Here is a 25,137-nt window from a genome sequence, read left to right on the forward strand (position 1 = left end):
GGATGGGGGTCAGAGGCCTGCGAGGACGTGGGCAAGGGCGGGGGTGCCGATGAAGATGAGAAAGCCGAGGAACTGGAGCATGATGGGCAGAGCCATCCGCTCCGTGGCCGCGCGGGCGGCTCCTTCAGCGTCGGCGAGCTGGCGTCGTCGCATCGCCTGGGCCTTGGCCTGCAGTGAGGAACGGATTTTCGCTCCCTCGGTGCCGGCCAGGGAGATGGCGACGGCCAGCTCAGACAACACACTCACGCCCGTGCGTTCGCCGAGTTCGCCGAGGTGGTGCCACGGGCTGCTCCGGGTGACCTGGGCGGTGGAGACGGCCCGGCGGATTTGCCCGGCCGCCCAGCCGTGTACTGCTCGGGACGCGTCGTCCAGGGCCTGTCCGACGCCCGCTCCCCCGGCCAGCGCGATGACCGTCAGGTCCAGCACCACGGCGACGGTGTGCTCCAGCTCCGCCCGGCGACGGCCAGCCAGTTGCCGCACCTCGACATCGGGAAGGAAGAACAAGGCCGCGGCGAGCACCATGCCTACGCAGGCGGGGATCCACCATCCCGTCCAGGAGCCGGTGGCGAGCGTGAACAACCCTGTGGCGACCCAGGGCACCAGCAGCCCGATGCCGGCGCAGGCAGCTTTCGCCGCCAGCAACGCCTCGACCGGCCGCTCGGCCAGCACCAGGTCGGCCCGCAGCGACGCGGTGGGCAGGCCCAGGGCCCGCAGGCCGGGAACGGCGCGCCGTCCGCACCACACCAGCACACTCCCCCGGCGCACGTCCGGGTGTTCGGCCCGCCCGGCGGGGCCGGGCTGGCCCAGCGCCGCCAGCAACGTGGCCAGTGCCGGGCGAGGCGGCCTCAGTCCGTAGCCGAAAATGACCAGACCCGTGCCGAACATCACCCCAAGGAGGATCGCGATCACGGCGCGGTCACCGCCTGGGCGGCGGGCGCGGCCCGTCCGTCGGCGAGAAGGCGCGGAGCCTCACGCATCGCGGCGATGCTGTGCAGCCAGGCGAACGAGGCGGCGAACAGCCCGCCCGCCACGGCGAGCGCGAGCTGACCGACCGGGCCGTTGAAAGGCTCCAGGTAGGGACGGTTGAAGCACACCAGCCCGACCGCGAGCAGAAAGGTGGTGGCACAGCACACCCGCACGGAAGTCCGTGTACTCATCCGCTCGGCGGCGACGCGCTGCCGCATGGCCACCTGTTCGCGCACCGCGTCGGCCAACGAGCCCAGCAGCGGCGCGAGCTGGGCGGCCTGCCGCTGTGACGCCATCCTCAGCACGGTCACCACCGTGTCCGCCGCCGCGTCATCCACCTCCCCGGCGAACGCCTCCAACGCCTCGGGCAGCGCCTGCCCACCGCGGATACGGCCTGCCAGGGCACGGACCTCCTTCCGCAGCGGCGGCGGTGCAACTTCGGCCGTGGCCTGCAGCGCCTGCTCCAACCCGGCCGCAGCCGAGAGGGTGTCGCGCAGCATCTCCGTCCACGTCGCGATCGCTTCCATCCGCTGCATCCGTCGCGCGGCTTCGCGATCGGGGCCCAGCAGCCCCGGCAGCGTCACCGCCCCCACGGCTGCCAGCGCTCCGCCCACCGGCCAACCCGTCAGCGCACCCGTCACCACGCCGGTGCAGACCGCGCCGCCCAGCCGCCGGCCACACCACGCCACGGGAAGCCGCCGCGCCAGCGAGGCACTTCCACCTGTCGGGCGAGACCGGGCGGGCCAACGCCTCAACCCGGCCGCCAACAGCAAGATTCCGCCGACACACGCCGCGCCCAGAGCCACAGCGACCGGCACCGCCAGTGCCTCGACAACACTCTCCGTGCCGTTCATACCGTCCACCACTGCCGTGCGAAGAACTCCGCATTCAGACCGGCGGCTTCCAGCTCGGTCAGCGTTTCCGCACGCAGCGGCGTACCGGGCACCGCCCGGCCGTCCCGCCCGGGCCGGTAGACCTCGTTGGAGATCACCTGGGCGCCGTCCGCGTCCAAGACCTCGCGCACCGAGGTAACGACGCGCCGCCTGTGGGCGTCCCAGCCCAGGTGGATCACGAAGTGCACGGCGGCGGCGACCATGAGGTTGGTGGCCTCCAGCGACAGCCGCTCGGGCGACTGTGCCGCATAGGCGGCCAGCTTGATGAACACCCCTCGTGACGTGGAGGAATGGATCGTCGACAGCGAGCCGTCGTTGCCCTGCGACATCGCGTTGCACATCGGGACCACCTCCGCACCGCGGATCTCCCCGACGATCACCCGCTCCGGCGCCATCCGCAGGCCCCACCGCACCAGCTCGGCCTGGTCCACCGCGCCTTGGCCCTCGACGTTCGCCTCACGGGCCTGCATCGCCACCACATCCGGGTGCGCCCGCTCATCGGCGCCGAGACCGAGCTCGAAGGTGTCCTCGATTGTCACCAGCCGCTCTTCGGGCGGGATCTGGGAGGCCAGGGCCCGCAGAAACGTGGTCTTGCCGGCGTTCGTCCCACCCGCGACGATGACGTTCTTCCGTACCCGCACCAGCGCGGCCAGGAAGGCGGCCATCGCCTCGTCGCACACGCCCAGCCGCACCAGATCCGGCAGCGTGACCGTGGTGAAGCGATGCTTACGGATCGACAGCGACACCCGCTCGGTCACCGCCATCGCCGCGAACAGCCGCGACCCGTCCGGCAACCGGACGTTCAGGCTCGGGCAGCCCCGGTCGAACCGCCGCTCCTCCAGCCCCGAGCGGGCGCCCAGCAGCCGTACCAGCTCCACCAGTTCCTCGTCCGACGCGGCCACCGCCGGGCCGCGCCGCTTGCTGCCGTCCGCGTATCGCAGCCAGACCCGATCCGCGCCATTGACGGAGATGTTCTCCACCTCTGCATCGGCCAGCAGCCGCTCCAGCACCCCGGCGCCCAGCACCCGGTCGCGCACCATCTGGGAGATCGCAGCTTCTGTTTCCTCGCTGGGTGAGGGCCGCCCCGCCGCCAGCTCGGCCCGGGTGAAAGCTTCCAGCTCGTCGGCCACCAGCCGCGAGACCGTCTCCTCGCGCTGCGGACCGTTCTCCGGCGGCAGGCCGGCCGTCTCTCGCGCATGGGCGTACTCGGCCAACCGTCCCGCCAACCGCAGCGCGATCGAGTCCGCCACCGCCACGGGCGTCCGTGCGATCTGGACCGGCACTCCGGCCGGGTCCGTCGTCGCTCTCACCGGAATGCCACCTCCCGGTCTACCGGTGCGCGTTCGCTGGCCGGCTGCGCGGTGTCCTGCCGCACCTGTGCCGCCAGGCGTTCCGCGGCGGCCAGCAGGGCCGAACGCCGCCAGCCCGATGTCCGCAGCGGCGCCGCCGAGAAGCCGGAGAAAACAGCCGCCGAGCGCGGCGCCCACGGCATCATGACCACCCGGTCGATTCCCAGTGTCTGCGTGATCTCCCGCTCTCCGTAGGGACACGCCCCGACCACGGCGAGCACCAAACGCGCCGCGCTGCGGGAGAGGGCCTCGCGGCAGGCGAAGACGTGCGCGAGGGCGTCTACTCCCCCGCGCGTCACCAGCACCATCACATCCGCGACAGCCACGAGCCCCTGCCCGAGGTCGGCCACCCGGCCGGCATCCACGAGGACCGTTCCGACCTCGGTCTCGCCCCCGCGCAGGATCCGTTCGCCGTCGGCCTCCAGCAGCCGTACCGCCTGGCGGCACTGGTCCGCCCCGGAAGGCGCCAGTACCGCCCGCACCCCAAACGGCAGCTCGCGCGCTGCTCCCAGCACCGACCCCGGCTGCGACCGCCGCGCGGCAGCCGCAACGTCCAACAGCCCAGGAGAGTGCGGACGTCCGAGGCGAGCCGCCACATCCCCACCGGCGGCGTCCGCCTCCACCACCACCGGCCGCACGCCACCATCGGCTTGGAGTGGCCACGAGGCGGCCATCGCCAGAGCGGTCGTCGTCACGCCCGGCGCTCCCTTCACCGACCCGCACACCACCAAGTGCCTCACCGAGCACCACCGTCCCGTGGCGCGAGCACCACCACCCGGGGACGTTCCAGCGACGCGGCGCGCTCCGCTCCCACCGACTCGATCAGCACCGTCACCCACAACGGGTCCCCAGGGGCGTCACTCTCCCGGACAGCCGAGACGGTGCCCACCACTGGAGAGGCACCCTCCTCGGCCCCGGTCACCGGCGTCGCCCCCGACGGGCCGGGGAAGACGGCGACGTTCTGTCCCTGCTCCAGCTCCGGCGCGTCCCCGGCCGCGACCTGGAAGGAGACCTCAGAATGCCCCGGCGGCGGGTAGGCCGCATCGCCCCCGACCTGTCCCGGAGCCAACAGCGAACCGGCCGCCAGCGGAACAGCGACCGCCTTGCCGACCACCGACGCCGCCTGCCCGGCCGGCACCACGCCGCTATCGGCCGCCACCTGCGCCTCGCGCAGATCCCGAGGTTCGATCACGTGCCCGGCTGGCAGGTCCCGGGCCACAGCCAGCACCGACTCCCGCTCCCCCGCCATCGCCACCACCGCCGCGAACCCCACCGCCGAGGCCACGACCAGCGACGCACCGCCCCACACCCATCCGGGGCGCCGCCGCACCACACCAGGCACCGTGACACCGCCCGGCGACCGGGCCTCTTGACGGCCCTTCGACGCACCGCCCGGGCTGGTCAGAACGGGCGCAGAAGACAAGGAGGTACCCAACACTCCACTCCAAGGGAAAAGAACACAGTGAACGATCGGGCCGTCGTCCGACCCCTGATTACCGACCGGTGCCGCTCAGCACCAACGCCTGTATCTCGTCCACCGTCACCACGGCCTCATCCACCGTCACCAGGCCCGGCACCAACCCCGACTCCCCGCCACCCTCCCAGGCCACATCCCACGTGACCGCGGCCGACACCGTGAACGTCCCCTCAGGCTCGTTCACCGACGAGCGCGAATAGGTGTAACCACAGTCTGGAGACACGGCTTCCGGCCCGAACGCCTCCGAGTACGGCGTTCCCGGACCGTCGCACACCACCTGACCGCCGTCCCCCATCGACCACACCACCCGGACCGGCCGCGCCGTCGCCGTCACCGACAACCCCGGCACCGACACCGTCTCCGCCACGGGCTCCCAGACCCCCCGCTCGACCCACAGCCACGTCGGCACACGCACCATCTGCACCGCGTCCTCCGACGGACTCAACCGAATCACCGGCGACGGCAGCCGCAATTCCTCAACAGCCCGCCCACCCAACTCCCCAGCCGACGGCCCGCTGGCACTCGCCTTCTCCGGTTGCTTCCCCTTTCCACAGTCGACCTCAGTGAAGCCTGACTCCGGAACGGTAACCACACAACCGCTGGTCTCGTAGACCAATTTCTTCGACTGCTCTGGTTCATCCGGTACCTGACCACGACTCAGCGCGGGCTCCGCGACCTCAGATTGTGTCGCACCGCTATCGACGGTGGCCCTCAGCTCCGCCGCCCGTCCCTCAGTCGACGCTGTCATCTCGCAGCGGCCTCGCGAGCAGCGAACTTCTGGTCCCCACTCGCTGCCCGCCGCCTGTTCGGCGGGATCGAGTGCGCCCCAGAACAGCGCCGTTGCAAGGGCAAGGGAGAACCGCCCACTCTGTGACCTCAGCACGTGGCTCTCTCATCCAGGACGAGGTCGACCACGATCCAATCCCCTTCTCGGCGTTCCACCGCTGCGTGCACCCAGCGGCGAGACCCAGGGACGTCATCGACCAGTTCGCCGGAGAGGTCATACATCAACCAATCGGTGCTATCCATGCAGTCGCGCAGGTCAAGGTGATCAGCCGACGACTCGACAACCTCAATGTCGTGCATCGGGGCGCCTTGGGCGACGTGGCCCTCTGCTGCATGTCCGTCCATGACGAACCTCAGCAAGTCGAGCGCGTTCCCGGTGGCGTGATCGTCAAGGCGGGGATGGTCCGCATCCGAGGTGCGGGATGCTTCGGTCGTGTCCTCCCACATGGCGACGTAGGCCGCCACGGCCCCGTCCGTGCGAGTAGGACTCGGCGTCGTGTCGCTCCCGGCATCGTCCGCAGACGCAGGCGTCGGATCTGAGCTACCACCGCACCCAACGGCGAGGATCACCACCCCCGCCATCACCGTGAGCCAATAGCCCCTATGCATCGGCACCTGACCCCCAAAGCCCAAAGCGACACCCGGCAAGAGATCCATGACTTAACGGAGCCAATCATGCACCAGGTGCGACCACTCGAGAATGTCGATTGCCCCGGACAGAGTAGAAATAGAACAAACTCGCATGCCCTTGTTGACGCCGCCAACGAACGGGGGCGCCTTACTGTGGCTGCCGTCTCTCCGACGCCAAGGGCGCGCTGAGCCTGCCGATGGGTCCTGGTCATGGGCCTGAGGTACGCCGAGCGCTCGGGCCCGAGTGCGATACGTGGCCAGATGGATGGCGCCGGGCTGGCACGAAGCGCTGGCCTCCGGGGGAGCACCCTTGAAACCGGGCGCCTGGACGAGCGAGCACCCAGTGAGCCTTTTCCAACCTCAGTTTGAGCAGGTGAGGTGGAGGGTGAGGACGGCCTTGATCAGGTTGGTGACACGGGTGGTGCTGCACCGCAGCTTTCGCAGTAGCCGCCAGGTCTTCTGCGCGGCCATCGCCTGCTCGCCCAGTGCGCGGATCTTCGCGTGTGATCGGTTGACTGCCTGCTGACCTGCGGAGAGTTTCTCCCACCGTCCGCGGTAGGGCACCCGGACGGTGCCACAGGCACCCTGATAGCCCTTGTCCGCCCAGCATGCGAGGTTCTCGCTGCTGAGGGCATCGATGATGCCGTGGGCGCGGGCGGCGCGGATGTCGTGGACCGCTCCGGGCAGAGCGGGTGAGGCCCACAGCAGGCGCCCGAACGGATCGGCAAGGACTTGGACGTTCATGCCGTGCTTGTGATGTTTGATGCCCCGAGTAGTACGGCCGGTCGGCGGCGATCCGGTCCATCGGCAGCAGCGTCCCGTCCAGTACGACGAACATCTTGTTGGCCGCTGAGCGGGCCGCCGTGACGATATCCGGCGCGAGGGCGGCGAGTACCTCCACGGCTTCGGTGACGTACCGGTAGACCGTGGTGGTACTGACACCGAAACCTGCTGCGAGCTGAGCGTAGGTGTGGCCGCACCGCAGATGGGCCAGGACCAGCAGAGCCTGCCGGCCTGCCGGGAGGCGCCGCCATCGGGTCCCGCGCTCCAGACGCCGAGCGGTCAGCAGGCCCGACAGGTAGCGGAGAGCGGAACTGGACAGATCGATCCCCGATGGCAGACAAGCACGTGAAGCTCCGGGCGGACAGGTTGATCTTGGTCGACAACCCATCTACCAGGAGCTTCACCCCTTCCCGCACCCAGCCCCCACCTCAACGCCCCACGGCCTCAACCAGGTCGGAAAAGGCTCACGGTCTTCCGTTGTGGTGATCAGCGAATTCCACACCCTGTGATCACCGGAAGCCGTGCCTGCAGGCGATCCACCGCCCGTCACGAACCGCCCATCACCGCCGACTTGGGGCACCGGGCCACACCGGCGGCTTCGGGCCGACTACAACGTCTCAGCTCAGAGTACATCCGCGCCTTCATGTCCACGCTGGACCGGCTATTGATCGGTGGATCGAGGCTAAGCTCATCTCCAGGGGGCACAGTAAGCGGACTCCGGGCCCCGCGGATCCTCGGTGAAACCGAAGAGTTCACCCGCTTCCAGCCGCTGCTGGACACCGTCGCCGACCTCGCCGGGACGGTCGTCACCAGCGACGCGCTGCACACCCAGCGCGAACACGCCGGCTACCTCCTCGGTCGCCGGGCCCACTACATCGCGATCGTCAAAGGCAACCAGAAGAACCTGCGCAAGCAGCTGAAGTCCCTGCCTTGGCAGGACATCCCGCTCCAGGGCCGCACCCGGGGCACCGGCCACGGCCGCTCCGAGATCCGCCGGATCAAAGTCGCTACCGTGAACAACCTGCTCTTCCCCGGCGCCCGCCAGGCCGTCCAGATCAAGCGCCGCCGCACCGACCGCAAGACCGGCAAGACCACGATCACCACCGTCTACGCGGTGACCAGCCTGACTGCCGAGCAAGCCACCCCCGCCCAGCTCGCACAGCTGATCCGGGACCACTGGAAGATCGAGGCGCTGCACCACGTCCGCGACACGACCTTCGCCGAGGACGCCTCCCAGTTGCCGACCGGCAACGCTCCGCGCGCAATGGCGACCTGGCGCAACCTCGCCGTCGGCGCCCTGCGGCTGAACGGCGTGAAGAACATCGCCGCCGGGCTCCGCCGCAACGCGCGCGACGCCCGCCGACCCCTCGAACTCCTCAGCCTCGCATGATCACAAAACGGACGCCCGCCGACTACGCCGAAGCCCTGCTCGTGGGGCCGGTCGGATCTCTGGGCGGATGGCGTTGTCAGTGGCGGCATTTACACTCAGCAGCCGCTGGGTCATTGGGACTTGCTGTGGGCTGATTGCCTGATGTGTGGGGTGTGGTGTGAGGGTGCGGTTGGCGGTGACGACGTCGGCGACGGTGTTGCCGTGGGCGGGTGTGCTGGCACCGGGGCGTGGGCTGGTGTACGACGTGCTGGGTCGTGTGGCTCCTGAGCTGGGGCGCCGGTTGCATGCTCAGGGGATGGGGCGGTTCGGGATGGTGCCGTTCGGGCATGGGGCGCCGGTGTTCCCGCGGGCTCGGCGGGTGCGGGGGAAGTATGCGGCGGGTGGGCCGGGGGTGGTGGAGTTCGGCAGTCCGGTGCCGGAGGTGGTGGAGGCGCTGGGGCGGGGTTTGGCTGCCCGGGAGCTGGTGGACTGGGGTGGGGTGGCGTTCCGGCTGACGGGGCTGGAGGTGCTGGTTCCGCCGGATTGTTCGTCGGGGCGGGTGCGGTTGCGGACGGTGACTCCGGTGGTGATGAAGGGGTCGGGGCGGGACGAGTCGGGGGCGCGTGAGTCACGGCAGGACTGGGTGCTGCCCAGTGAGCCGCAGTGGGCGGAGTATTTCCAGGGGAACCTGGTGCGTAAAGCGCAGACGCTGGGGCTGGATCCGGCGGTGGAACTGGAGTCGGTGACGTGGATCGGGGCGAAGCGGTCGTTCACGGTGGGGGGTGGTGCGAAGCCGGGTGCTCCGGTGGAGGTGGAGCTGTCGGGGGCGCCTGAGACGTTGCGGGCGCTGTGGAGTTGGGGACTTGGGCAGGCGAACGCGGCCGGCTTTGGTTGGGTGCAGGCATGAGCGGCGGTGGCTTTGCTGATGCCGAGGCCACCGGTCAGGCGCGGATCGTGCTGACGCCGCATCCGCTGCAGCGGGTGGGCGCGTATGCGCTGGCGGCTCTGGGGGGCGGATCGGATCCGGAAGGTCTGGGTGCGGAGGGTTTCCGGGCGGGGTTCGCGGTGGTGGTGCGGGACGCGGTGGAAGCGTCGGTGCGCGAGAGCAAGGCGGTGGACGGGTTCTGGCAGAAAGCCAGCTTGTCCTTCTTCCCCAACGCGCCGATGAATCATCCCGGGCGGTGGAAGGGCAGGACGGCCGATGGGCGTGCGAAGTCCGCGGAGGATGTGCGTCGGTCGGTGAGGGAGTGGCTGAGCATGCCGGAGCCGGCGTCGTGGCCGGCTGCAGGGTGCGTGCTGTGTGGGCGCCGGAGTGTGGGGTTTTTCGGCAAGCGTGATGTGGTTCTGGCGGAGAGCGAGGCTTACCGGAATACGACGCCGCGCGGGCATGAGGGGATGGCGTTGTGCTGGCCGTGCGTGTGCTGCTTTTACGCGCTGCCCTATGGTGCTCAGCTCTCGGGTGGGTCGTCGGTGGCGGTCCACAGCTGGGATGAGGGTTTCCTGCGGCGGGCGGTGGGGCTGCAGGCGGGGCGGAACCTGCGGATCGCCGCGACCGGGAATGTCGCCGGAAAACAGGACACGGTGCGGGAGGTCGTGGCGCTCGAGGCGCTGCGGGGCTACGGGGCGCGGCTTGCCGATGGCGTTGAATTGCTGGTGTTCAACAACAACAACCGCGGCCAGCTGCTGGAGAGCCATGGCCTTGCGCAGCCCCTGGCGGAGTGGTTGCGCAGGACGTGCCGGTTGGCGGAGCGGCGCCGGGGGTTCCGTGCGCTGGTTCGGGCTCACACTTCGCCGCATACCCGGGGTGTGGTCGCTCTGGCTCGTAACGCGTTCCGTGATCCGGAGCGGATCGTGGGGGTGGGGGTTCGGTATCTGGGCTCGGTGGTGAGTGCGCACGAGCCGGATCGGGAGGAGGTCGGCGCGCTTGCCGGACTGCTTTTTTCGTTCGCGACTGAGGTGATGCAGGTGATCGAGAAGGACCTGGCTGAGATCCGGGAGACCGCGCGGAGGGTCGGCGGGCTGCTGGCGGCCCAGGAATCGCGGGGTCCGTTGCGCAGGCTGCGCGCGTACTTGCGGGAGCCGTCGCGGTTGCGGGGCTGGCTGACCCGGCGGGGCGTGGAGTGGGCGGGCGCGAAGCACGAAGAGGCGGCCGGGCCGCTGGTGTCGGAGCGGGCGTGGGTGCTGCTGTTCGACCCTTCCCCGGAGAACCCGGCCTGGTTCCACCGGGACCTGTTGCTGGTGGGGGTCCTGGAGGAACTGAGCAGGCGGGGGTGGCAGGCAGCCGGCGAGGCGGACGATGAGGACGCGGTGGCCGCCTTGCATGAGGAAGACCAGGAGTGGACCAGTGATATGGATGAGGACGGAGAGGACCAGCGGTGACGTTTCTGGCCGGGAAGATCGTTGAGGATGTCGTCGCCGGGGCGCCGAACAACGGTGAGGGCGAGGACAATATCGGGCGTGTGAAGACGCTGCGGGTGGGGCGGGAGAAGTATCCCTACATCTCAGCGCAGGCGTTCCGCCGGTGGCTTCGCGACTCGCTCCCCGCGGACGAGCCGCGGTCGCAGGTGACGCGTTCGGGTACGGGAAAGGCACAGCAGGCGTATACCGCCGGGCGGCCGGACCGGTTCTTGGACGATGACCTGTTCGGCTACATGGTGGCGGTGAAGAAGGAGAATTATCAGCGGGACACGGTGCTGGCCACGGGGACGCTGGTGTCGGTGGTGCCGCAGGCGCCGACGACGGATTTCGGGACGATGAGCCGGGATTTCCCGGCGGGTGAGCACCCAGTCATTCATCAGCACGAGCTGTACAGCGGGGTGCTGGCGGGGGATGTGCTGCTGGATGTGCCGCGTGTGGGGGTGTTCGAGACCGACGGCAGCGGGCTGCGGGTGTCGATCAGCCAGGCGGTGGCCGATGAGGCCCGGGGCCGTGGCGCACAGGGGGTGTCCTTCCGGGGCGTGGCCGCTGTGCGACTGCCGTTGGAGGAACGGCGGCGCCGGCTGGCGGTGCTGTTGCGGACGCTGGCGTCGCTGCGGGGCGGGGCCAAGCAGGCTCTGCACTACGGCGACCGCACACCGGCGCTGGTGCTGCTCGCGCCGATGAAGGGCGGTGTCAACCCCTTCACCCGCGTCTTGGCGGCGCGGGAGGGCAAGCCGGTGTTCGACGCTGATGTGCTGCGGGAGGAGTACCGGGCGTGGCGCCGGGAGCTGGATGGGCCGGTGATGATCGGCTGGGCGCCTGGCTTCCTGGGTGACCAGCGTGAGCGGGTCCGCCGGGAGCTGAAGGACCTGATCGAGGAGAAGCGGGTGACCGTGCAGCACCCGCGGGATCTGCTGACCGGTCTGGCCGGACAGGTCGAGAATGGCGACGCGGACTCGTGGTTCGAGGACATCGCGGCGTGAGCATGCCCACCGGGCGGTCGGCGCTGGAAGTGACCGTGACGGCGCCGGTCGTTTCTTTCCGGAACCCGCTGTACTCCGGCGTACAGGTGACGTTGCCCTGCCCGTCACCGGCCACCGTGGGCGGCATGCTGGCCGCGGCGGCGGGCGGGTGGGGCGAGGTCGACCCCGGGTTGTCCTTCGCCATGGTCTTCCACGCCCGCGGCGGTGGCACGGACCTGGAGACTTATCACCCGCTGGAGGCCACGGGCAAGAAGGCGCCGCCCGCTCCTCGTTCCCGTGATTTCCTGGCTGACGTCATGCTGCGGCTGTGGCTGTTTGAGGACCTGGAGGCCTGGGAGCGGCGGCTTCGCCGACCACGCTGGCCGCTGCGGCTGGGCCGCAGCCAGGACCTCGTCGGCATCCGTCTGGACACTGTTGCGGTACGGCAGTCACCGGGAACGCTGGGCGGCGCGCTGGTTCCCGAGTCCGCCACCGATCCGGCTGCCGGGACCCGGCTGCGGATGCCCGCAGCCACCTCGACGGACCGGAACCGGACCCGATGGGGTTCTTATCTTTTCGATCCGACCGGCCGCAGTGCCCGGGTGATCGAAGGCAGTTGGTCCACTGCCCAAGGCCAGGCGCTGGTGCCTCTGGCTTCCCCGCACCCGGACACCGCGCCCCCCAGCACTTGAGGAGATGCCCGGCTCATGACGGCTCCCCCACTGCCTCCCCCGGAGTTGTCCCAGTTGCGGGCCAAGAGCCCGCAGGGCGATCAGACGGTCGGGGACGGGCTGACCGAGCATCTGCTGGACACGCTGCTGGCATCGCTGGCGGTGCGACGCAGGGTCGGGTACCTCGAGCCGGCCGAGACGGTCATGGGCGGCCAGTTCTGGTCGGCCGTGGGCTGGGCAGCGCTCGCGCACGACACCGGGAAGATCGTGGGAGGTTTCCAGGCCATGGTCCGAGGCCGAACGCGGGCCTGGGGGGAACGCCATGAGGTGGCCTCGCTGGGATTCCTGCCCTGGCTCATCGAGGACACCACCCTGTCGGTGTGGGTGGCCACCGCCGTGGCCACCCACCACCGGGCGCTGACCGGCCAGAACCTGCGCGATCTGGAGACCCTGTACGGCGGCAGTGACGCGGCCGAGCTGCACGACCGGTTCACGCCCATCCCCGAGCCTGCCGTTGCGGCGATGGCCGGCTGGCTGCGCGAGGCCGCCGCCGCCCACGCCCTGCCGGCCGCGCCCCAGCAGCCGGCGGGAAACATGACCGCAGCCGGTCTCCTTCATCAAGCGCACACCCTTCTGCAGACGCTGCTGGACCGGTGGAACGAACCGGTCGGCCCCAGGGAAGGGGTGGCGGCTGTCCTGCTGCAAGGAGCGGTCACCATGTCCGACCACCTGTCCTCGGCCCACGCCCGCCTGGCCGTCGCCCAGCCGCTGAACGCCGGCTTCCCCGCGCTGCTGGAGAAGCATCTCGCCGGCAGGCACAGCACCCTGCGCGCGCACCAGGCGCAGGCCGGTGACCGGGTCGGTGATCTGCTGCTCCGGGCCCCGACCGGCAGCGGCAAGACCGAAGCCGGGCTTCTGTGGGCCGCCCGCCAAGTCGCCGACCTTGCGGCCGTCACCGGCGGCACGCCACGGGTCTTCTACACCCTCCCTTACCTGTCCTCGATCAACGCCATGGCCAGCCGCCTGCGGGAGCTGCTCGGTGGCCCCGACACCATCGGCGTCGCCCATTCACGGGCCGCCTCCTACCACCTGGCCACCGCCACCGCCGCTCAGGACGGTGACGAGGACAGCACTTCGCGGGCATCGGCCGCCGCAAAGGCCGTCTCCCGGGCCGCGGCCACCCGCCTGTTCCACGAGACCGTCCGTGTCGGCACCCCCTACCAACTGCTGCGAGCCGCCCTGGCTGGCCCGGCCCACTCGGGAACTCTGCTCGACGCTGCGAACTCGGTTTTCGTCCTGGACGAACTCCACGCCTACGACCCGCGCCGCCTGGGCTACATCCTGGCCAGCGCCCGCCTGTGGAAAGACCTCGGCGGCCGGATCGCCGTGCTCTCCGCCACCCTGCCCGACTCACTCGCCGGCCTCTTCCGGCACGCGCTGCGCGAGAACATCCCGCTGCTCGAACCGCCCGGCCCCCGCCCGCCGACACGGCACCGACTGGCCGTGCGCCATCACCATCTGACCGACCCGGCAGCCCTCGCCGAGGTCCGCCGACGTCTGGACCGCGACGAGTCCGTTCTCATCGTCGCCAACAACATCGCCCACGCGCTGGCCCTCTTCGAAGAACTACACCCACTCGTAGCCGACCGGCACGGCGAGCACGCCGCGCTGCTGCTGCACTCGCGGTTCAGACGTGGTGACCGGCTGGACATCGAAAAGGCCATCACTGACCGCTTCGGCGCCGGCGCGGCACGCCGACCCGGACTGCTGATCGCCACACAGGTCGTCGAGGTCTCACTCGACGTCGACTTCGATGTCCTGTTCACCGCTGCGGCCCCACTGGAAGCGCTGCTGCAGCGATTCGGCCGCGTCAACCGCACCGCCGCCCGGCCGCCCGCCGACGTCATCGTGCACCAGCCAGCGTGGACCGCTCGCCGCAGCCGACCCGGCGAGCAGTACGCCGACGGCATCTACGAACGCGAACCGGTCCAGTCCGCCTGGGAGATCCTCACCCGCCACGACACGGCCCTGATCGACGAGACCGACGCCACCTCCTGGCTGAACACCATCTACGGCACCGACTGGGGAAAACGCTGGCACGGCCACGTCATGGAGCACCTCGACGCATTCCACAACGCCTTCCTCCGGTTCGAGCACCCCTTCGACGACCGCGAAGACCTCAGCGAGACCTTCGACGAGCTGTTCGACGGCACCGAGGCTGTCCTGCTGGAGGACAAAGACGCCTACGCCCAAGCCCTCACCGAAGCCAAAGGCGCCGCAGGGCGCCTCCTGGCCGACGACCTCCTCATCCCCATGCCCTACTGGGCAGCGAGCCTCACTCGCTGGGAAAAACAGCTCAAGGTACGCGTCATCGACGGCAACTACAACCCCCGCCTCGGTCTGCTGTCTGTCCGAGGCACACCAGCCCGGACCTACCAGCCGGGCGAGGTGCTGTGATCGGCCGCGAGGACATCGGCGGTGTCCATATCAAGTACCTGCATCACTGCCGGCGGCAGTTGTGGCTGTATGTGCGGGGCATCCGCCCCGAGCACCTCAGCGCCGCGGTGCAGACCGGCGAAGCCGTCCATGACGTCTCCTACCCGCGGCACAGTCCCGTCGACCTGGGAGCCGCGCGGCTGGACTTCCTCGACGGCCAGCAGTGGGTGCACGAGGTGAAATCCTCCTCCCGGCCCACGGACGCCGACCGGGCCCAGGCGTACCACTACTGCCACCAGTTGCAGCGGCTGGGCGTCGAAGTGCAAGGCGCGGTGCTGCACTACCCCGCGACCCGCCGTACCCACCGCTACCCCTACACCCCGGAGGCCGCCGCGCAGGCCGAGGAGGACATCACCGCCGCGCTGGCCACCGCGCACGCGCCGGTCTACCCCGAGCGCCTGCCGCGTACCGGGTGCCGCGGGTGCAGCTTCGCCGACTACTGCTGGACGGAGTAAGCCGATGCCCGCTGCTACCCGCACCTACTGGCTGACCAGCCCCTGCCGGATCCGCCGCAAGGACGAGTCCCTGGTCATCGAACGCGACGCCGCCCCCAGCGTCCACATCCCCGTCACCGACGTGCGGGACATCGTCGCCTGCGCGGAGACGGACCTGAACACGTCCGTGGTCTCCCTGCTCAACCGGCACCGGATCAGCGTCCACCTGCTGAGCTACTACGGCGATTACGCCGGCTCGCTGCTGACCGCCGACACCAGCACGTCCGGGGAGACGGTGCTGGCCCAGGCCGCGCTGGCCCGGGACCCGCAGGCCAGCATGGCCATCGCCCGCAGCATCGTCGACGCCTGTGCCTTCAACGTCCGCCGCGTCATCGACCGCAAGCTCCTGGCCCGTCCCTACACGGTTCTCCAGGAGAGCATCCGCGAGGCAACGACGCCCCTGCACCTGATGGGCGCCGAAGGCACGTTCCGCCGCTCGGCCTGGGAGGTCATCGACACCAAGCTCCCCGACTGGCTCCAGCTCAACGGCCGCAGCCGGCGCCCGCCGAAGAACGCCGGGAACGCGTTCATCAGCTACGTCAACGGCATCATCTACGCCCGCGTCCTGACCGCTGTGCGCCTCACCCCCCTGCACAGCGGCATCGCCTTCCTCCACAGCAGCATGGAACGCCAGCGCCACTCCCTGGTCCTGGACCTGGCCGAGATGTTCAAACCGCTGTTCGCCGAACGGCTCCTGCTGCGCATGGCCAGCCGCAACCAGCTCAAGCACCACCACTTCGACCGCGACACCAACCAGGCCATGCTCAGCGACACCGGCCGCAAGCTCGTCGTCCAGACCGTCCGCGACGAACTCGCCGTCACCGTCACCCACCGCGCCCTCGGCCGCCCCGTCGCCTACGACGAACTGCTCTACCTCGACGCCCTGGCCCTGACCCGGCACTGCCTGGAAGGAACCCTCTACAAGCCGTTCCGGATCTGGTGGTGACCGGCGCATGCACGTCATCGTCGTCTACGACACCGCCGCCAAACGCAACCCCAAAATCCTGCGCACCTGCCGCAAATACCTCCACCACGTTCAGCGCAGCGTCTTCGAAGGCCAGCTCAGCGAGGCCCAGCTCCGACGCTTCCAGGCAGCCGTCGAAACCGTCCTCGACCTCACCTACGACAACGTTCTCGTCTACACCTTCCCACCCGGCACCACCCCCGTCCGCCATGAATGGGGCGCAACCAAACCCGCCCCCACCGACATCCTCTAACCCACCGGGTCACCACTGCCTGACCCAAAATTTCAGCGACACACCGACGCCAACCACACAACCCACGATCCGCTGCAAACGCCCGCCAAAATGGCCGCCCCATCATTGCCCCCACCAGCACCTTCACCATGGGGTCCTCATCGCCCCTACGAGGGGTGACAACCTCCTGGGCGGAGAACAAGAAGCAGGTCGGCCGCACGGGTCCTCATCGCCCCTACGAGGGGTGACAACATGACCCTGAGGCCAGCCTGCGCGCCAAGACCGGAAAGTCCTCATCGCCCCTACGAGGGGTGACAACACAACGTTCGACATCAGCGTCTCCTCACTCAGCCAGGTCCTCATCGCCCCTACGAGGGGTGACAACGTCACGCCGCCCTCCGCGTCTTCAGCGGCCAGGACCGTCCTCATCGCCCCTACGAGGGGTGACAACCGGAGGGCCGACTGGTAGTGCGGGAGGCTGCCGGCGGGTCCTCATCGCCCCTACGAGGGGTGACAACGGTATGGCCCCGGTGGCGTCAGCGGTCAGCACCCCGCGTCCTCATCGCCCCTACGAGGGGTGACAACCCGTGGGCGGCGCCGAGTACCAGCTCGACGCCGACGAGTCCTCATCGCCCCTACGAGGGGTGACAACGCAAACACCCTGGCCGGCCGATAGGCCGGGTCGTGCGTCCTCATCGCCCCTACGAGGGGTGACAACGTCATGTTCGAGCAGACCCGCGACGCGCACGAAGCCGGTCCTCATCGCCCCTACGAGGGGTGACAACGGGACGGTTCGCGTCCGGCGTCGGTGTGGCACCTGAGTCCTCATCGCCCCTACGAGGGGTGACAACGCGGCGGCGGACGCCCAGGCCCGGATGGACTTCTGGAGTCCTCATCGCCCCTACGAGGGGTGACAACGTGAGGAAGCGTGTCGTCCCCTCGGCGATGTCGTCCGTCCTCATCGCCCCTACGAGGGGTGACAACGGTCGTGCGCGGGCCTGAGCGTGGTGTTCCAGCCCTGTCCTCATCGCCCCTACGAGGGGTGACAACATGACGATGTCGGCCGCCTTGGCGTGCGCCATGATCGTCCTCATCGCCCCTACGAGGGGTGACAACCTGGAGGGCCTGCCGGGCCTCGGGTTGCGGGTACTGCGTCCTCATCGCCCCTACGAGGGGTGACAACATGCGGATGGTCGGGCACTCGAAGACGCCGCCATCGGTCCTCATCGCCCCTACGAGGGGTGACAACGACTACACCGGGCCGATCGCGAACTGGACCTACAGTGGTCCTCATCGCCCCTACGAGGGGTGACAACATGGCGAACCCCACCGGATCCGACGGCGCGCTGCCGCGTCCTCATCGCCCCTACGAGGGGTGACAACACATCCGCAGCGATGCGGTCCCGATTCGGAGCGTATGTCCTCATCGCCCCTACGAGGGGTGACAACTATCACGTTCAAGGGCGACGGGTTCGTAGAGTCCATTGTCCTCATCGCCCCTACGAGGGGTGACAACACGGCGCGCCCGAGGGACTCGCCCAGGCCGCCGCCGGGTCCTCATCGCCCCTACGAGGGGTGACAACGTGCAGGTCTCGAAGGTGCGGACGGTGACGATGTCGGTCCTCATCGCCCCTACGAGGGGTGACAACGTGCAGGTCTCGAAGGTGCGGACGGTGACGATGTCGGTCCTCATCGCCCCTACGAGGGGTGACAACATCGTCACTGAGTCCGGGTGCCCATTGACGGAGCGCTGGTCCTCATCGCCCCTACGAGGGGTGACAACGTTTCACCGCCGCGCTTCCCGAGTGCAGCGGTGCACGTCCTCATCGCCCCTACGAGGGGTGACAACAAGCCGCGCGGCGCCTGGTCATCCAGGCCGCCCGGGTCCTCATCGCCCCTACGAGGGGTGACAACACGCGATCGCGGACGTCCGCACCCTGCTCCAGCAAGGTCCTCATCGCCCCTACGAGGGGTGACAACGTGCTGGCCTGGGCCGTGTCGAAGAGATAGAACGGTCCTCATCGCCCCTACGAGGGGTGACAACTGCGCGAGTTCCTCGGCTTGACCGGGGACTGGCTCGGTCCTCATCGCCCCTACGAGGGGTGACAACGTGCTGGCCTGGGCCGTGTCGAAGAGATAGAACGGTCCTCATCGCCCCTACGAGGGGTGACAACTGCGCGAGTTCCTCGGCTTGACCGGGGACTGGCTCGGTCCTCATCGCCCCTACGAGGGGTGACAACGTGATGTTGCCCGTGCTGGACGCGGAGATGGAGGAGGTCCTCATCGCCCCTACGAGGGGTGACAACGCGCGCTCGTAGTGCTGGGCTACTGCTCGGGCTGGTCCTCATCGCCCCTACGAGGGGTGACAACACGGACGGTACCCGGCACCACATGCTGCGCGCCTCGGTCCTCATCGCCCCTACGAGGGGTGACAACATGCGCTCCTGCGGAGGCCGCTGCCGCTTGGAGGTCCTCATCGCCCCTACGAGGGGTGACAACGTGCTGGTGCGGCCGTGCTCGGCAACTGCCTCCGTGGTCCTCATCGCCCCTACGAGGGGTGACAACATGGTGTTGGTGTCGGCGAGGAGGACGGCGGCCCGGCCGTGTCCTCATCGCCCCTACGAGGGGTGACAACCGTCCGCCGTCGCCGATGGTTTCGACGGCCTGGATGAGTCCTCATCGCCCCTACGAGGGGTGACAACGGAAGGTCTGCGGCCCGTGCACGGTGGACAGCAGGTAGGTCCTCATCGCCCCTACGAGGGGTGACAACAACTCGACGCGGCCCACGTAGACCACCTTCTCGCCGGTCCTCATCGCCCCTACTAGGGGTGACAACTCGAGACCGTGCAGGGCATGGGCATCTACGTCGCGGGTCCTCATCGCCCCTACGAGGGGTGACAACAACTCGACGCGGCCCACGTAGACCACCTTCTCGCCGGTCCTCATCGCCCCTACGAGGGGTGACAACGCCGCCAGCGGGCCGAGGGCGTGGCGCTGCCGGTGGTCCTCATCGCCCCTACGAGGGGTGACAACTTCCAGCCCCCGGGCTGCTCACGGGCCGTATGCCGCGTCCTCATCGCCCTACGAGGGGTGACAACGTCAGCGGCAGGGCGGGGTGCCCGGCCGGGGGCCCGGGTCCTCATCGCCCCTACGAGGGGTGACAACGTGAACGCCCAGCGGGCCGACGGCGCGGCGCCCGGGGTCCTCATGGCCCCTACGAGGGGTGACAACGCGCATTCAACGGCTCGCGGCTGTGGAACGGCAGCGGTCCTCATCGCCCCTACGAGGGGTGACAACGGCAGGCCCTGGATGCGGCACCCGGGCCGCAGGGTCGTCCTCATCGCCCCTACGAGGGGTGACAACTGCCGAGCGCGCAGCGCATCAGCGCGAACGCGCGCGGTCCTCATCGCCCCTACGAGGGGTAACAACCAGGCCGGGGCAATTCCCCATTGGTCGGCCACGAGAGGTGAGCTACACCGTCCACGGTGCCGCCCACGGCTTGGCGGAACGGTCACCGGCAGGTGCCGGCCCGCCGTAGGCCCTCTCAGACAATGGGTCAACAGAGCATCGTCGGCCCACCCATTCAGCACGACCACCGCATGAGTACCGGCCGCCGGTTCCCGCCGTTCCCATACTCAGGACCCCTGCCGCGGGCTCGAACGCGCGCAGCACCCATATCACCGCGTCGGCCGGACCATGGATTCGACGATCAGTGGCCGACCGCCCAATCGGGCGCTCGGCCGTTCCCTTGTTCTGGGTGACCCGTTCGGCACACCAACCCGCGCACCACATCGGCCACTCAAGGCCTGCGTGTCATTGGCACGTCGGTCGTGTGCGGCGGCCAGACGTGTCACCGCTTCGTCGGCACAACCGCGCGGATAGTCAGCACCTTGGTGTTGACCTGTGGCTTTGGCCGTTCCCATGTTGTGGGTCCCCCGCCGGGGGCACCTACAGCATCTACAAGGCGGCTCGTGGTCCCATCGCTGGGCACGGGCCGTTCTGCTTGCTGGGGTGCCGTGAAGATCGTCGCGGCCGTGTGGTGACCTCGGGTACTTGGTCAGCGGGCAGCCTGATCGTGAACGTGATGTCGTCGCTGTCGTGGTGCAGGTCGATGGTCAGTCGGGTCACGTCGAACAAGCGCCGCTGTAGCTGCTCGGGTGCGTCGGGCAGGTTCACGCTCAGGTACGGATGACTCCACGCACCGCGGCACAAGCCGAGCCTCCCGGAGACAGGACCGGGCCGCGTGCCCGCAGGGCCGTGCCGGTGCATGGCTCAACCGGTCAAGCGGCGGATCGCTGCCCGCAGGGGACCTGCGGGCAGCGCCTCACTGGCTCCGGGGTGATCTCATTGCTGCCGGAAGAGCAGGGTTGGCTCGGCGAGGATGTCTCGGTTGGCCTCACTCTTGTAAACCAGGTCGATGCTGCCGAAGCGCGCGTCGTCGTAGTCCAGACCGAGAGCGGCGACGGCTTTCCGGACGGCTTCTTCGGATGGTCCTTCGATTTCGAGGAACGTGGGCAGGTCGGGCCACGTGTCGAAGTCGTAGGTGATGCCGTCGAGTTGCCATTCCTCGCGGTAGTTCTGCTGATAGCGCACCTGCCGCAGGCCGACGGCCTTCAGGAGTTCGGCCGTCTTCTCCAGGTCGTTGACCTCGATTTCGATTTCCGTGGTACCCCCGATGTGGGTGGCGTCGCTGACCTGCTTCAGGGTGAGCGTGGTCTTTCCGCCCTCATCCCTGAGTCGCAGCCACTGTTCGCCCTGGACGGCGTCGTTCTCGAAGATCAGGCGGGTGAACATGGTTTTGGGGAAGACTTGTTCCCCACCAGCGTTGCGGATTTTGCCCTGTAGCCTCTCCGCGTCGATCGCCAGGAACTTGGCTTCGTACTCGTGTTCCGCCATCGCTCTCCTTCGGTATGTCGGTTTACGCGCGCAGGTCGTAGAATTCCTGATCGCGCGGTTTCCTGATTTGCTCGCACAGCCCGCTGCGGACGAATTCGTGGACCGGCAGACACAGGTCCATACGCTGAATGCACACACCGACGTGGAAGGTACCCGTGAGGTCGCGTTGGAGCCGCACGCCGTAATAGCCCTCCTGGCAGTCGGTGTCGTTGTTGAACCGGCATCCCGTGCACGTCTCGGGCAGCCGCAGCGGGCTGATGTGCTTGACCATGAGCACGCGGCCGTTCGGCAGTCGACAGGAGGCGCGAAAGCCTGACGTGCCAGCGATCAGATGGACCTCGTGAGGCTCCGCCCCGAGTTCGGCCAGCAGGGTGTCGATGGCGTCAAGCGATTCCTCACCGTCCGCCAGCGACGACAGGACACGGACCGACAGACGCGGGGAATACCGCTCCAGAAGCCGGTGCACGCGCCCGATGTGAGAGCGGTCGGGAAGGACGACGTTCGCCCTTGTCATCAAGCCCAGGTCCAGTGCCACACGGATCGATTCGTCCAACGCCTCGATCTTAGCCGCGGCAAGCGAGGCCCTGCGGAACTTCGCGTTCTGGGCCTCGGCCAGTTCGCCGGGGTCGGTGCCGAAGACCGAGAAGTTGACGCGCTGGAGCCCGGCCTGCACGCATCCGGGCAAGATCCTGGCGCCGTTCTCGCCGTTGGAGGTGACGCTCACCCGGTAGCCGCTGTTGCCCGCCAGCGCGACAAGCTGCGCCAGTTCGGGTGCAGGGTGGGCTCTCCGCCCGTGAGGTGCACCTCGGTGAAGCCAAGCGCCTCCTGGAGCTGTTCGAGAGCGGCGCGGAACTCCTCGTCTGGGTGGATCGGCGCCGCGATGAAGCGGGCGCCGTTCCTGGCCAGATAGATGGACACCCGGCCGGACGGGCTGGGATCGCGAACGTGATGGCGCATCTCCCCCCGCTCACCGCACGTCGGCCATCACCCCGGAACGGATGGATCGCGATCCGGCGGGACGGCCAGCTCAGCCGCCGACGCGGGTCAGGTGTGGGTGGCGGCCTCGGGGGCGTCGTTCGGCTGGTCGGTGGCGCCGCGGATCAGTAGGCGGGCGGTGTGCGCGATGTGTTCGCGCAGGAGGCGCGCGGCCAGGTCGGCGTCGCGGCCCACGGCGGCCTGGAGCAGCGCCCGGTGCTCACCCGCGATGTCCCGGTCCGGCTCGCGGCCGAAGGACACCGACCACTGCAGATAGAGCGCTGCCTCCTCGCGCAGGCCACGGGCGACGGCGGTCAGGTGGCGGTTGCGGCAGCCGTCGAGCAGCGCGAGGTGGAACGCCCGGTGCGCGGCGGCCCAGTCGTCGCCGGGGTGGTCGGTGTCGTCCGGACCGAAGAAGGGCGTGCGTTCCAGCACGTGGTGGGCGGCGACGAGTTGGGCCTCCCAGTTCATGTCGCCGTCCAGCACGGAGAGGCGCAGCACCGTGGATTCGATCTCGACGCGGGCGAAGGTGAGGTCGGCCAGATCCTCGTGGGAGAGCGGGATGACCGTGTACCCCTGGTGGGACTGAGTGATCACGAAGCCCTCGGTGACCAGCCGGGTCAGGGCCTCCCGGGCCGCGCCCACGCTGGTGCCGTACCGCGCGCACAGCTCGGGGAACTTCAGCCGCTGCCCGGGCGGCTGCCGACCGCCGAGGATGTCGGCGCGCAGCCGCTGGTACACCTCGCCGGCGCGGGTCGTCCCGTTGTGGTTGTTGGCCATGCCCTCAACCTAGCAGTCGTGCGAAAGCGTGGCGGTCTTTCGAAAGAGAGCTGTTCGTCGACAGTCAGAGAGGCGCAGCTTTCGAATCTTTCCATGAAGTTCGTAAGCTGCTAGCGTGCCGGGCATGCGTATCGCGAATGTTTCCGGCCGTCTGGCGCTGCTGGCGCCGGACGGCACGGCCGTGGATGTGGAGCGAGCCAGCGGCGGACTGTTCGGGGCGGACCCGCAGGCGGTGTACGCGCGCTGGGGCGCCTTCCGGGAGTGGGCGGCACACGCCGACCTGCCCGCCGGGACCGCCTTCGCGCCCGGTGACCTCGGCTCCCCGGCCCCCGCCCCGCGCCAGGTGCTCGCCATCGGGCTGAACTACCGGGACCACGCGGCCGAGGCCGGCCTGACCGCGCCGGAGGGCGTGCCCCCCGTCTTCACCAAGTTCCCCACCAGCATCACCGGCCCCGTCACCGAGGTGCGGCTGCCCGAGGGCGGGCACACCGACTGGGAGGTCGAGCTGGTCGCCGTCATCGGCACCGAGGCCCACCGGGTCACGGAGGGCGAGGCGTGGCGCCACGTCGCGGGACTCGCCGTCGGCCAGGACCTCTCCGAGCGCCTCGCGCAGCTGGCCGGCCCGGTGCCGCAGTTCAGCCTCGCCAAGTCCCACCAGGGCTTCTCCCCGGTGGGTCCCTGGCTGGTCACCCCCGACGAGTTCGCCGACCCCGACGACCTGGAGCTGGGCTGCGCCATCAACGGCGAAGAGGTCCAGAAGGGCCGCACCGGCGACCTGCTCTTCCCGCTGCCCGCCCTGATCGCGCGGCTGTCCGCCGTGCTGACCCTGCTCCCGGGCGACCTCATCTTCACCGGCACCCCCGCCGGCGTCGGGATGGGCCGCTCCCCGCAGCGTTTCCTCGTCCCCGGCGACGAGCTGGTCAGCTACGTCGAGGGCATCGGCGAGCTGCGCCAGACCTTCACCGGCTGAGCCGGCCGCCTCACCCCGGCCCCGGCCCCGGCCCCGGCCGCCCGACCCGACCGCCCGCGCCTCAGAAGTGACGAAGGAGTCCGACCCATGGCGCTGCACCGACTGGCTTCCGTGACGATGGGAGTCCCCAACCCGGCCGACACCGCGGCCTACTACGCCGACTTCGGGCTCAGCCCCGAGGACGACGGCTGGTTCGCCACCCGGGACGGCGGCCGTCAGCTGCGCGTCGTGCCCGCCCCCACCAGGCGCCTGGTCGAGCTCGTCATCGGCGCGGACGACCCCGACGACCTGGCGGCGGCGGCCTTCCGCCTGGCGCGCCTCGGCGCGGAGGCGACCGTGACCGGCGGCACCCTCACCGCCTACGAGCCGCGCACCGCCGTTCGCGCCGTCCTGCGGATCGAACCCCGCCTCACCCAGCCCGTCACCCCGGCCACCCCGTACAACGGGCCGGGCCGCATGGAACGCCCCGGAAGCCGCGCGCCCGGCATCGAGCGGGCCGACGCCATCCAGCCCCGCAAGCTCGGCCACGCCGTCCTCGGCACCACCGACTTCGCCGCCACCACGGCGTTCTTCCGCGACGGCCTCGGCTTCCGCGTCAGCGACCTGATGGGCGACGTCGGCGCCTTCCTCCGCTGCTCCACCGACCACCACAACCTGCTCGTCCTCGCCGCGCCGGTCGCGTTCCTGCATCACACCTCCTGGCAGGTGGACGACGTGGACGACATCGGACGCGGCGCCATGGCCATGCTGGAGGACCACCCCGAACGGCACGTATGGGGACTGGGCCGCCACCACGCCGGCTCCAACTTCTTCTGGTACCTCAAAGACCCCGCCGGCAACTTCTCCGAGTACTACTCCGACATGGACTGCGTCGTCGACGACCAGCTCTGGAAGCCGGAGGTGTTCGAAGGCGCCGAGGGCCTCTTCAGCTGGGGACCCCCGCCACCGCCCTCCTTCATCCGCCCCGACGACCTGGCCGAACTCATGACCGGAAGCCACAGCGCCCCATGACCACCACGACCACCG

The 25,137-nt window shown here is 69.4% G+C and carries 22 protein-coding genes, 1 pseudogene and 1 CRISPR repeat array; of the genes and pseudogenes, 11 read left to right on the forward strand and 12 right to left on the reverse strand.

Translation table 11 applies throughout. The features are described from left to right. Positions 1–9 precede the first annotated feature (9 nt). The 8 genes and pseudogenes from OIE51_RS08295 to OIE51_RS08330 form a co-directional block, all read right to left on the reverse strand. A complete protein-coding gene (locus OIE51_RS08295) occupies positions 10–909 on the reverse strand; it encodes a type II secretion system F family protein (RefSeq protein WP_326596589.1) in 900 nt (299 codons plus the stop codon). Further along, a complete protein-coding gene (locus OIE51_RS08300; protein WP_326596590.1) occupies positions 906–1,820 on the reverse strand; it encodes a type II secretion system F family protein in 915 nt (304 codons plus the stop codon). The genes OIE51_RS08295 and OIE51_RS08300 overlap by 4 nt, the downstream gene beginning before the upstream one ends. After that, the gene (locus tag OIE51_RS08305) at positions 1,817–3,169 is read right to left on the reverse strand and encodes a CpaF family protein (protein ID WP_326596592.1); all 1,353 of its coding nucleotides are present in this window, start codon (positions 3,167–3,169) and stop codon (positions 1,817–1,819) included. The genes OIE51_RS08300 and OIE51_RS08305 overlap by 4 nt, the downstream gene beginning before the upstream one ends. Then, the gene (locus OIE51_RS08310) at positions 3,166–3,903 is read right to left on the reverse strand and encodes a hypothetical protein (protein ID WP_326596594.1); all 738 of its coding nucleotides are present in this window, start codon (positions 3,901–3,903) and stop codon (positions 3,166–3,168) included. Before OIE51_RS08310 ends, OIE51_RS08305 begins: the two co-directional genes overlap by 4 nt. Before the next feature lie 41 nt (positions 3,904–3,944). Continuing rightward, positions 3,945–4,541 (reverse strand): SAF domain-containing protein, encoded by a 597-nt coding sequence (locus tag OIE51_RS08315; protein WP_326596595.1) that lies wholly within the window; start codon positions 4,539–4,541, stop codon positions 3,945–3,947. 160 nt (positions 4,542–4,701) lie between these two features. Then, positions 4,702–5,568, reverse strand: coding sequence for a hypothetical protein (locus tag OIE51_RS08320; protein ID WP_326596597.1), 867 nt, complete (start codon positions 5,566–5,568; stop codon positions 4,702–4,704). Continuing rightward, the gene (locus OIE51_RS08325; RefSeq protein ID WP_326596598.1) at positions 5,562–5,936 is read right to left on the reverse strand and encodes a hypothetical protein; all 375 of its coding nucleotides are present in this window, start codon (positions 5,934–5,936) and stop codon (positions 5,562–5,564) included. The genes OIE51_RS08320 and OIE51_RS08325 overlap by 7 nt, the downstream gene beginning before the upstream one ends. A 525-nt stretch (positions 5,937–6,461) precedes the next feature. Further along, positions 6,462–7,272: pseudogene (locus OIE51_RS08330) on the reverse strand (transposase family protein). A 255-nt stretch (positions 7,273–7,527) separates the two neighbouring features. Here OIE51_RS08330 and OIE51_RS08335 point away from each other — a divergent pair. The 9 genes from OIE51_RS08335 to cas2 all read left to right on the forward strand — a co-directional run bounded on the left by OIE51_RS08335 (position 7,528) and on the right by cas2 (position 16,511). Next, the gene (locus tag OIE51_RS08335; protein ID WP_326596600.1) at positions 7,528–8,274 is read left to right on the forward strand and encodes an ISAs1 family transposase; all 747 of its coding nucleotides are present in this window, start codon (positions 7,528–7,530) and stop codon (positions 8,272–8,274) included. Between the two features lie 175 nt (positions 8,275–8,449). After that, a complete protein-coding gene (locus OIE51_RS08340; RefSeq protein ID WP_326596601.1) occupies positions 8,450–9,160 on the forward strand; it encodes a CRISPR-associated endoribonuclease Cas6 in 711 nt (236 codons plus the stop codon). Then, a complete protein-coding gene (locus OIE51_RS08345) occupies positions 9,157–10,632 on the forward strand; it encodes a hypothetical protein (protein WP_326596602.1) in 1,476 nt (491 codons plus the stop codon). The genes OIE51_RS08340 and OIE51_RS08345 overlap by 4 nt, the downstream gene beginning before the upstream one ends. After that, entirely contained in the window at positions 10,629–11,654 is a 1,026-nt protein-coding gene (cas7i, locus tag OIE51_RS08350) for a type I-B CRISPR-associated protein Cas7/Cst2/DevR (protein WP_326596603.1), read from the forward strand. Before OIE51_RS08345 ends, cas7i begins: the two co-directional genes overlap by 4 nt. Positions 11,655–11,656: 2 nt before the next feature. After that, positions 11,657–12,325 (forward strand): CRISPR-associated protein Cas5, encoded by a 669-nt coding sequence (cas5, locus tag OIE51_RS08355; protein WP_326600552.1) that lies wholly within the window; start codon positions 11,657–11,659, stop codon positions 12,323–12,325. Positions 12,326–12,340: 15 nt separating this feature from the next. After that, positions 12,341–14,761 carry a CRISPR-associated helicase Cas3' gene (gene cas3 / locus OIE51_RS08360; RefSeq protein ID WP_326596605.1) on the forward strand — a complete coding sequence of 807 codons (2,421 nt, stop codon included), beginning with the start codon at positions 12,341–12,343 and terminating at the stop codon, positions 14,759–14,761. After that, positions 14,758–15,255, forward strand: a complete 498-nt coding sequence (locus OIE51_RS08365) for a CRISPR-associated protein Cas4 (protein ID WP_326596606.1) — start codon at positions 14,758–14,760, stop codon at positions 15,253–15,255. Before cas3 ends, OIE51_RS08365 begins: the two co-directional genes overlap by 4 nt. 4 nt (positions 15,256–15,259) lie before the next feature. Beyond that, complete coding sequence (cas1, locus tag OIE51_RS08370) at positions 15,260–16,240, forward strand: CRISPR-associated endonuclease Cas1 (RefSeq protein ID WP_326596608.1); 981 nt, start codon at positions 15,260–15,262, stop codon at positions 16,238–16,240. 7 nt (positions 16,241–16,247) lie between these two features. Further along, a complete protein-coding gene (gene cas2, locus OIE51_RS08375; protein WP_326596610.1) occupies positions 16,248–16,511 on the forward strand; it encodes a CRISPR-associated endonuclease Cas2 in 264 nt (87 codons plus the stop codon). 133 nt (positions 16,512–16,644) lie between these two features. Beyond that, positions 16,645–19,524: a CRISPR direct-repeat array (repeat unit 30 nt; unit sequence GTCCTCATCGCCCCTACGAGGGGTGACAAC). Positions 19,525–20,834: 1,310 nt separating this feature from the next. Here cas2 and OIE51_RS08380 read toward each other — a convergent pair. The 4 genes from OIE51_RS08380 to OIE51_RS08395 all read right to left on the reverse strand — a co-directional run bounded on the left by OIE51_RS08380 (position 20,835) and on the right by OIE51_RS08395 (position 23,141). Continuing rightward, positions 20,835–21,386 (reverse strand): class IV adenylate cyclase, encoded by a 552-nt coding sequence (locus OIE51_RS08380; protein ID WP_326596612.1) that lies wholly within the window; start codon positions 21,384–21,386, stop codon positions 20,835–20,837. Between the two features lie 22 nt (positions 21,387–21,408). Further along, complete coding sequence (locus tag OIE51_RS08385) at positions 21,409–22,110, reverse strand: hypothetical protein (RefSeq protein WP_326596614.1); 702 nt, start codon at positions 22,108–22,110, stop codon at positions 21,409–21,411. Next, positions 22,107–22,343, reverse strand: coding sequence for a hypothetical protein (locus OIE51_RS08390; protein WP_326596616.1), 237 nt, complete (start codon positions 22,341–22,343; stop codon positions 22,107–22,109). Before OIE51_RS08390 ends, OIE51_RS08385 begins: the two co-directional genes overlap by 4 nt. Positions 22,344–22,430: 87 nt before the next feature. Beyond that, positions 22,431–23,141 (reverse strand): GntR family transcriptional regulator, encoded by a 711-nt coding sequence (locus tag OIE51_RS08395; protein WP_326596618.1) that lies wholly within the window; start codon positions 23,139–23,141, stop codon positions 22,431–22,433. A gap of 124 nt (positions 23,142–23,265) precedes the next feature. Between OIE51_RS08395 and OIE51_RS08400 the strand changes: the two genes are divergently transcribed. Both OIE51_RS08400 and OIE51_RS08405 read left to right on the forward strand, forming a co-directional pair. Continuing rightward, positions 23,266–24,111, forward strand: coding sequence for a fumarylacetoacetate hydrolase family protein (locus OIE51_RS08400; RefSeq protein ID WP_326596620.1), 846 nt, complete (start codon positions 23,266–23,268; stop codon positions 24,109–24,111). An 87-nt stretch (positions 24,112–24,198) separates the two neighbouring features. Further along, positions 24,199–25,122, forward strand: a complete 924-nt coding sequence (locus OIE51_RS08405; RefSeq protein WP_326596622.1) for a VOC family protein — start codon at positions 24,199–24,201, stop codon at positions 25,120–25,122. Positions 25,123–25,137 lie beyond the last annotated feature (15 nt).

Origin of the sequence: Streptomyces sp. NBC_01803 (assembly GCF_035917415.1) — a bacterium.
In the GTDB taxonomy this organism is placed as follows: Bacteria; Actinomycetota; Actinomycetes; order Streptomycetales; family Streptomycetaceae; genus Streptomyces.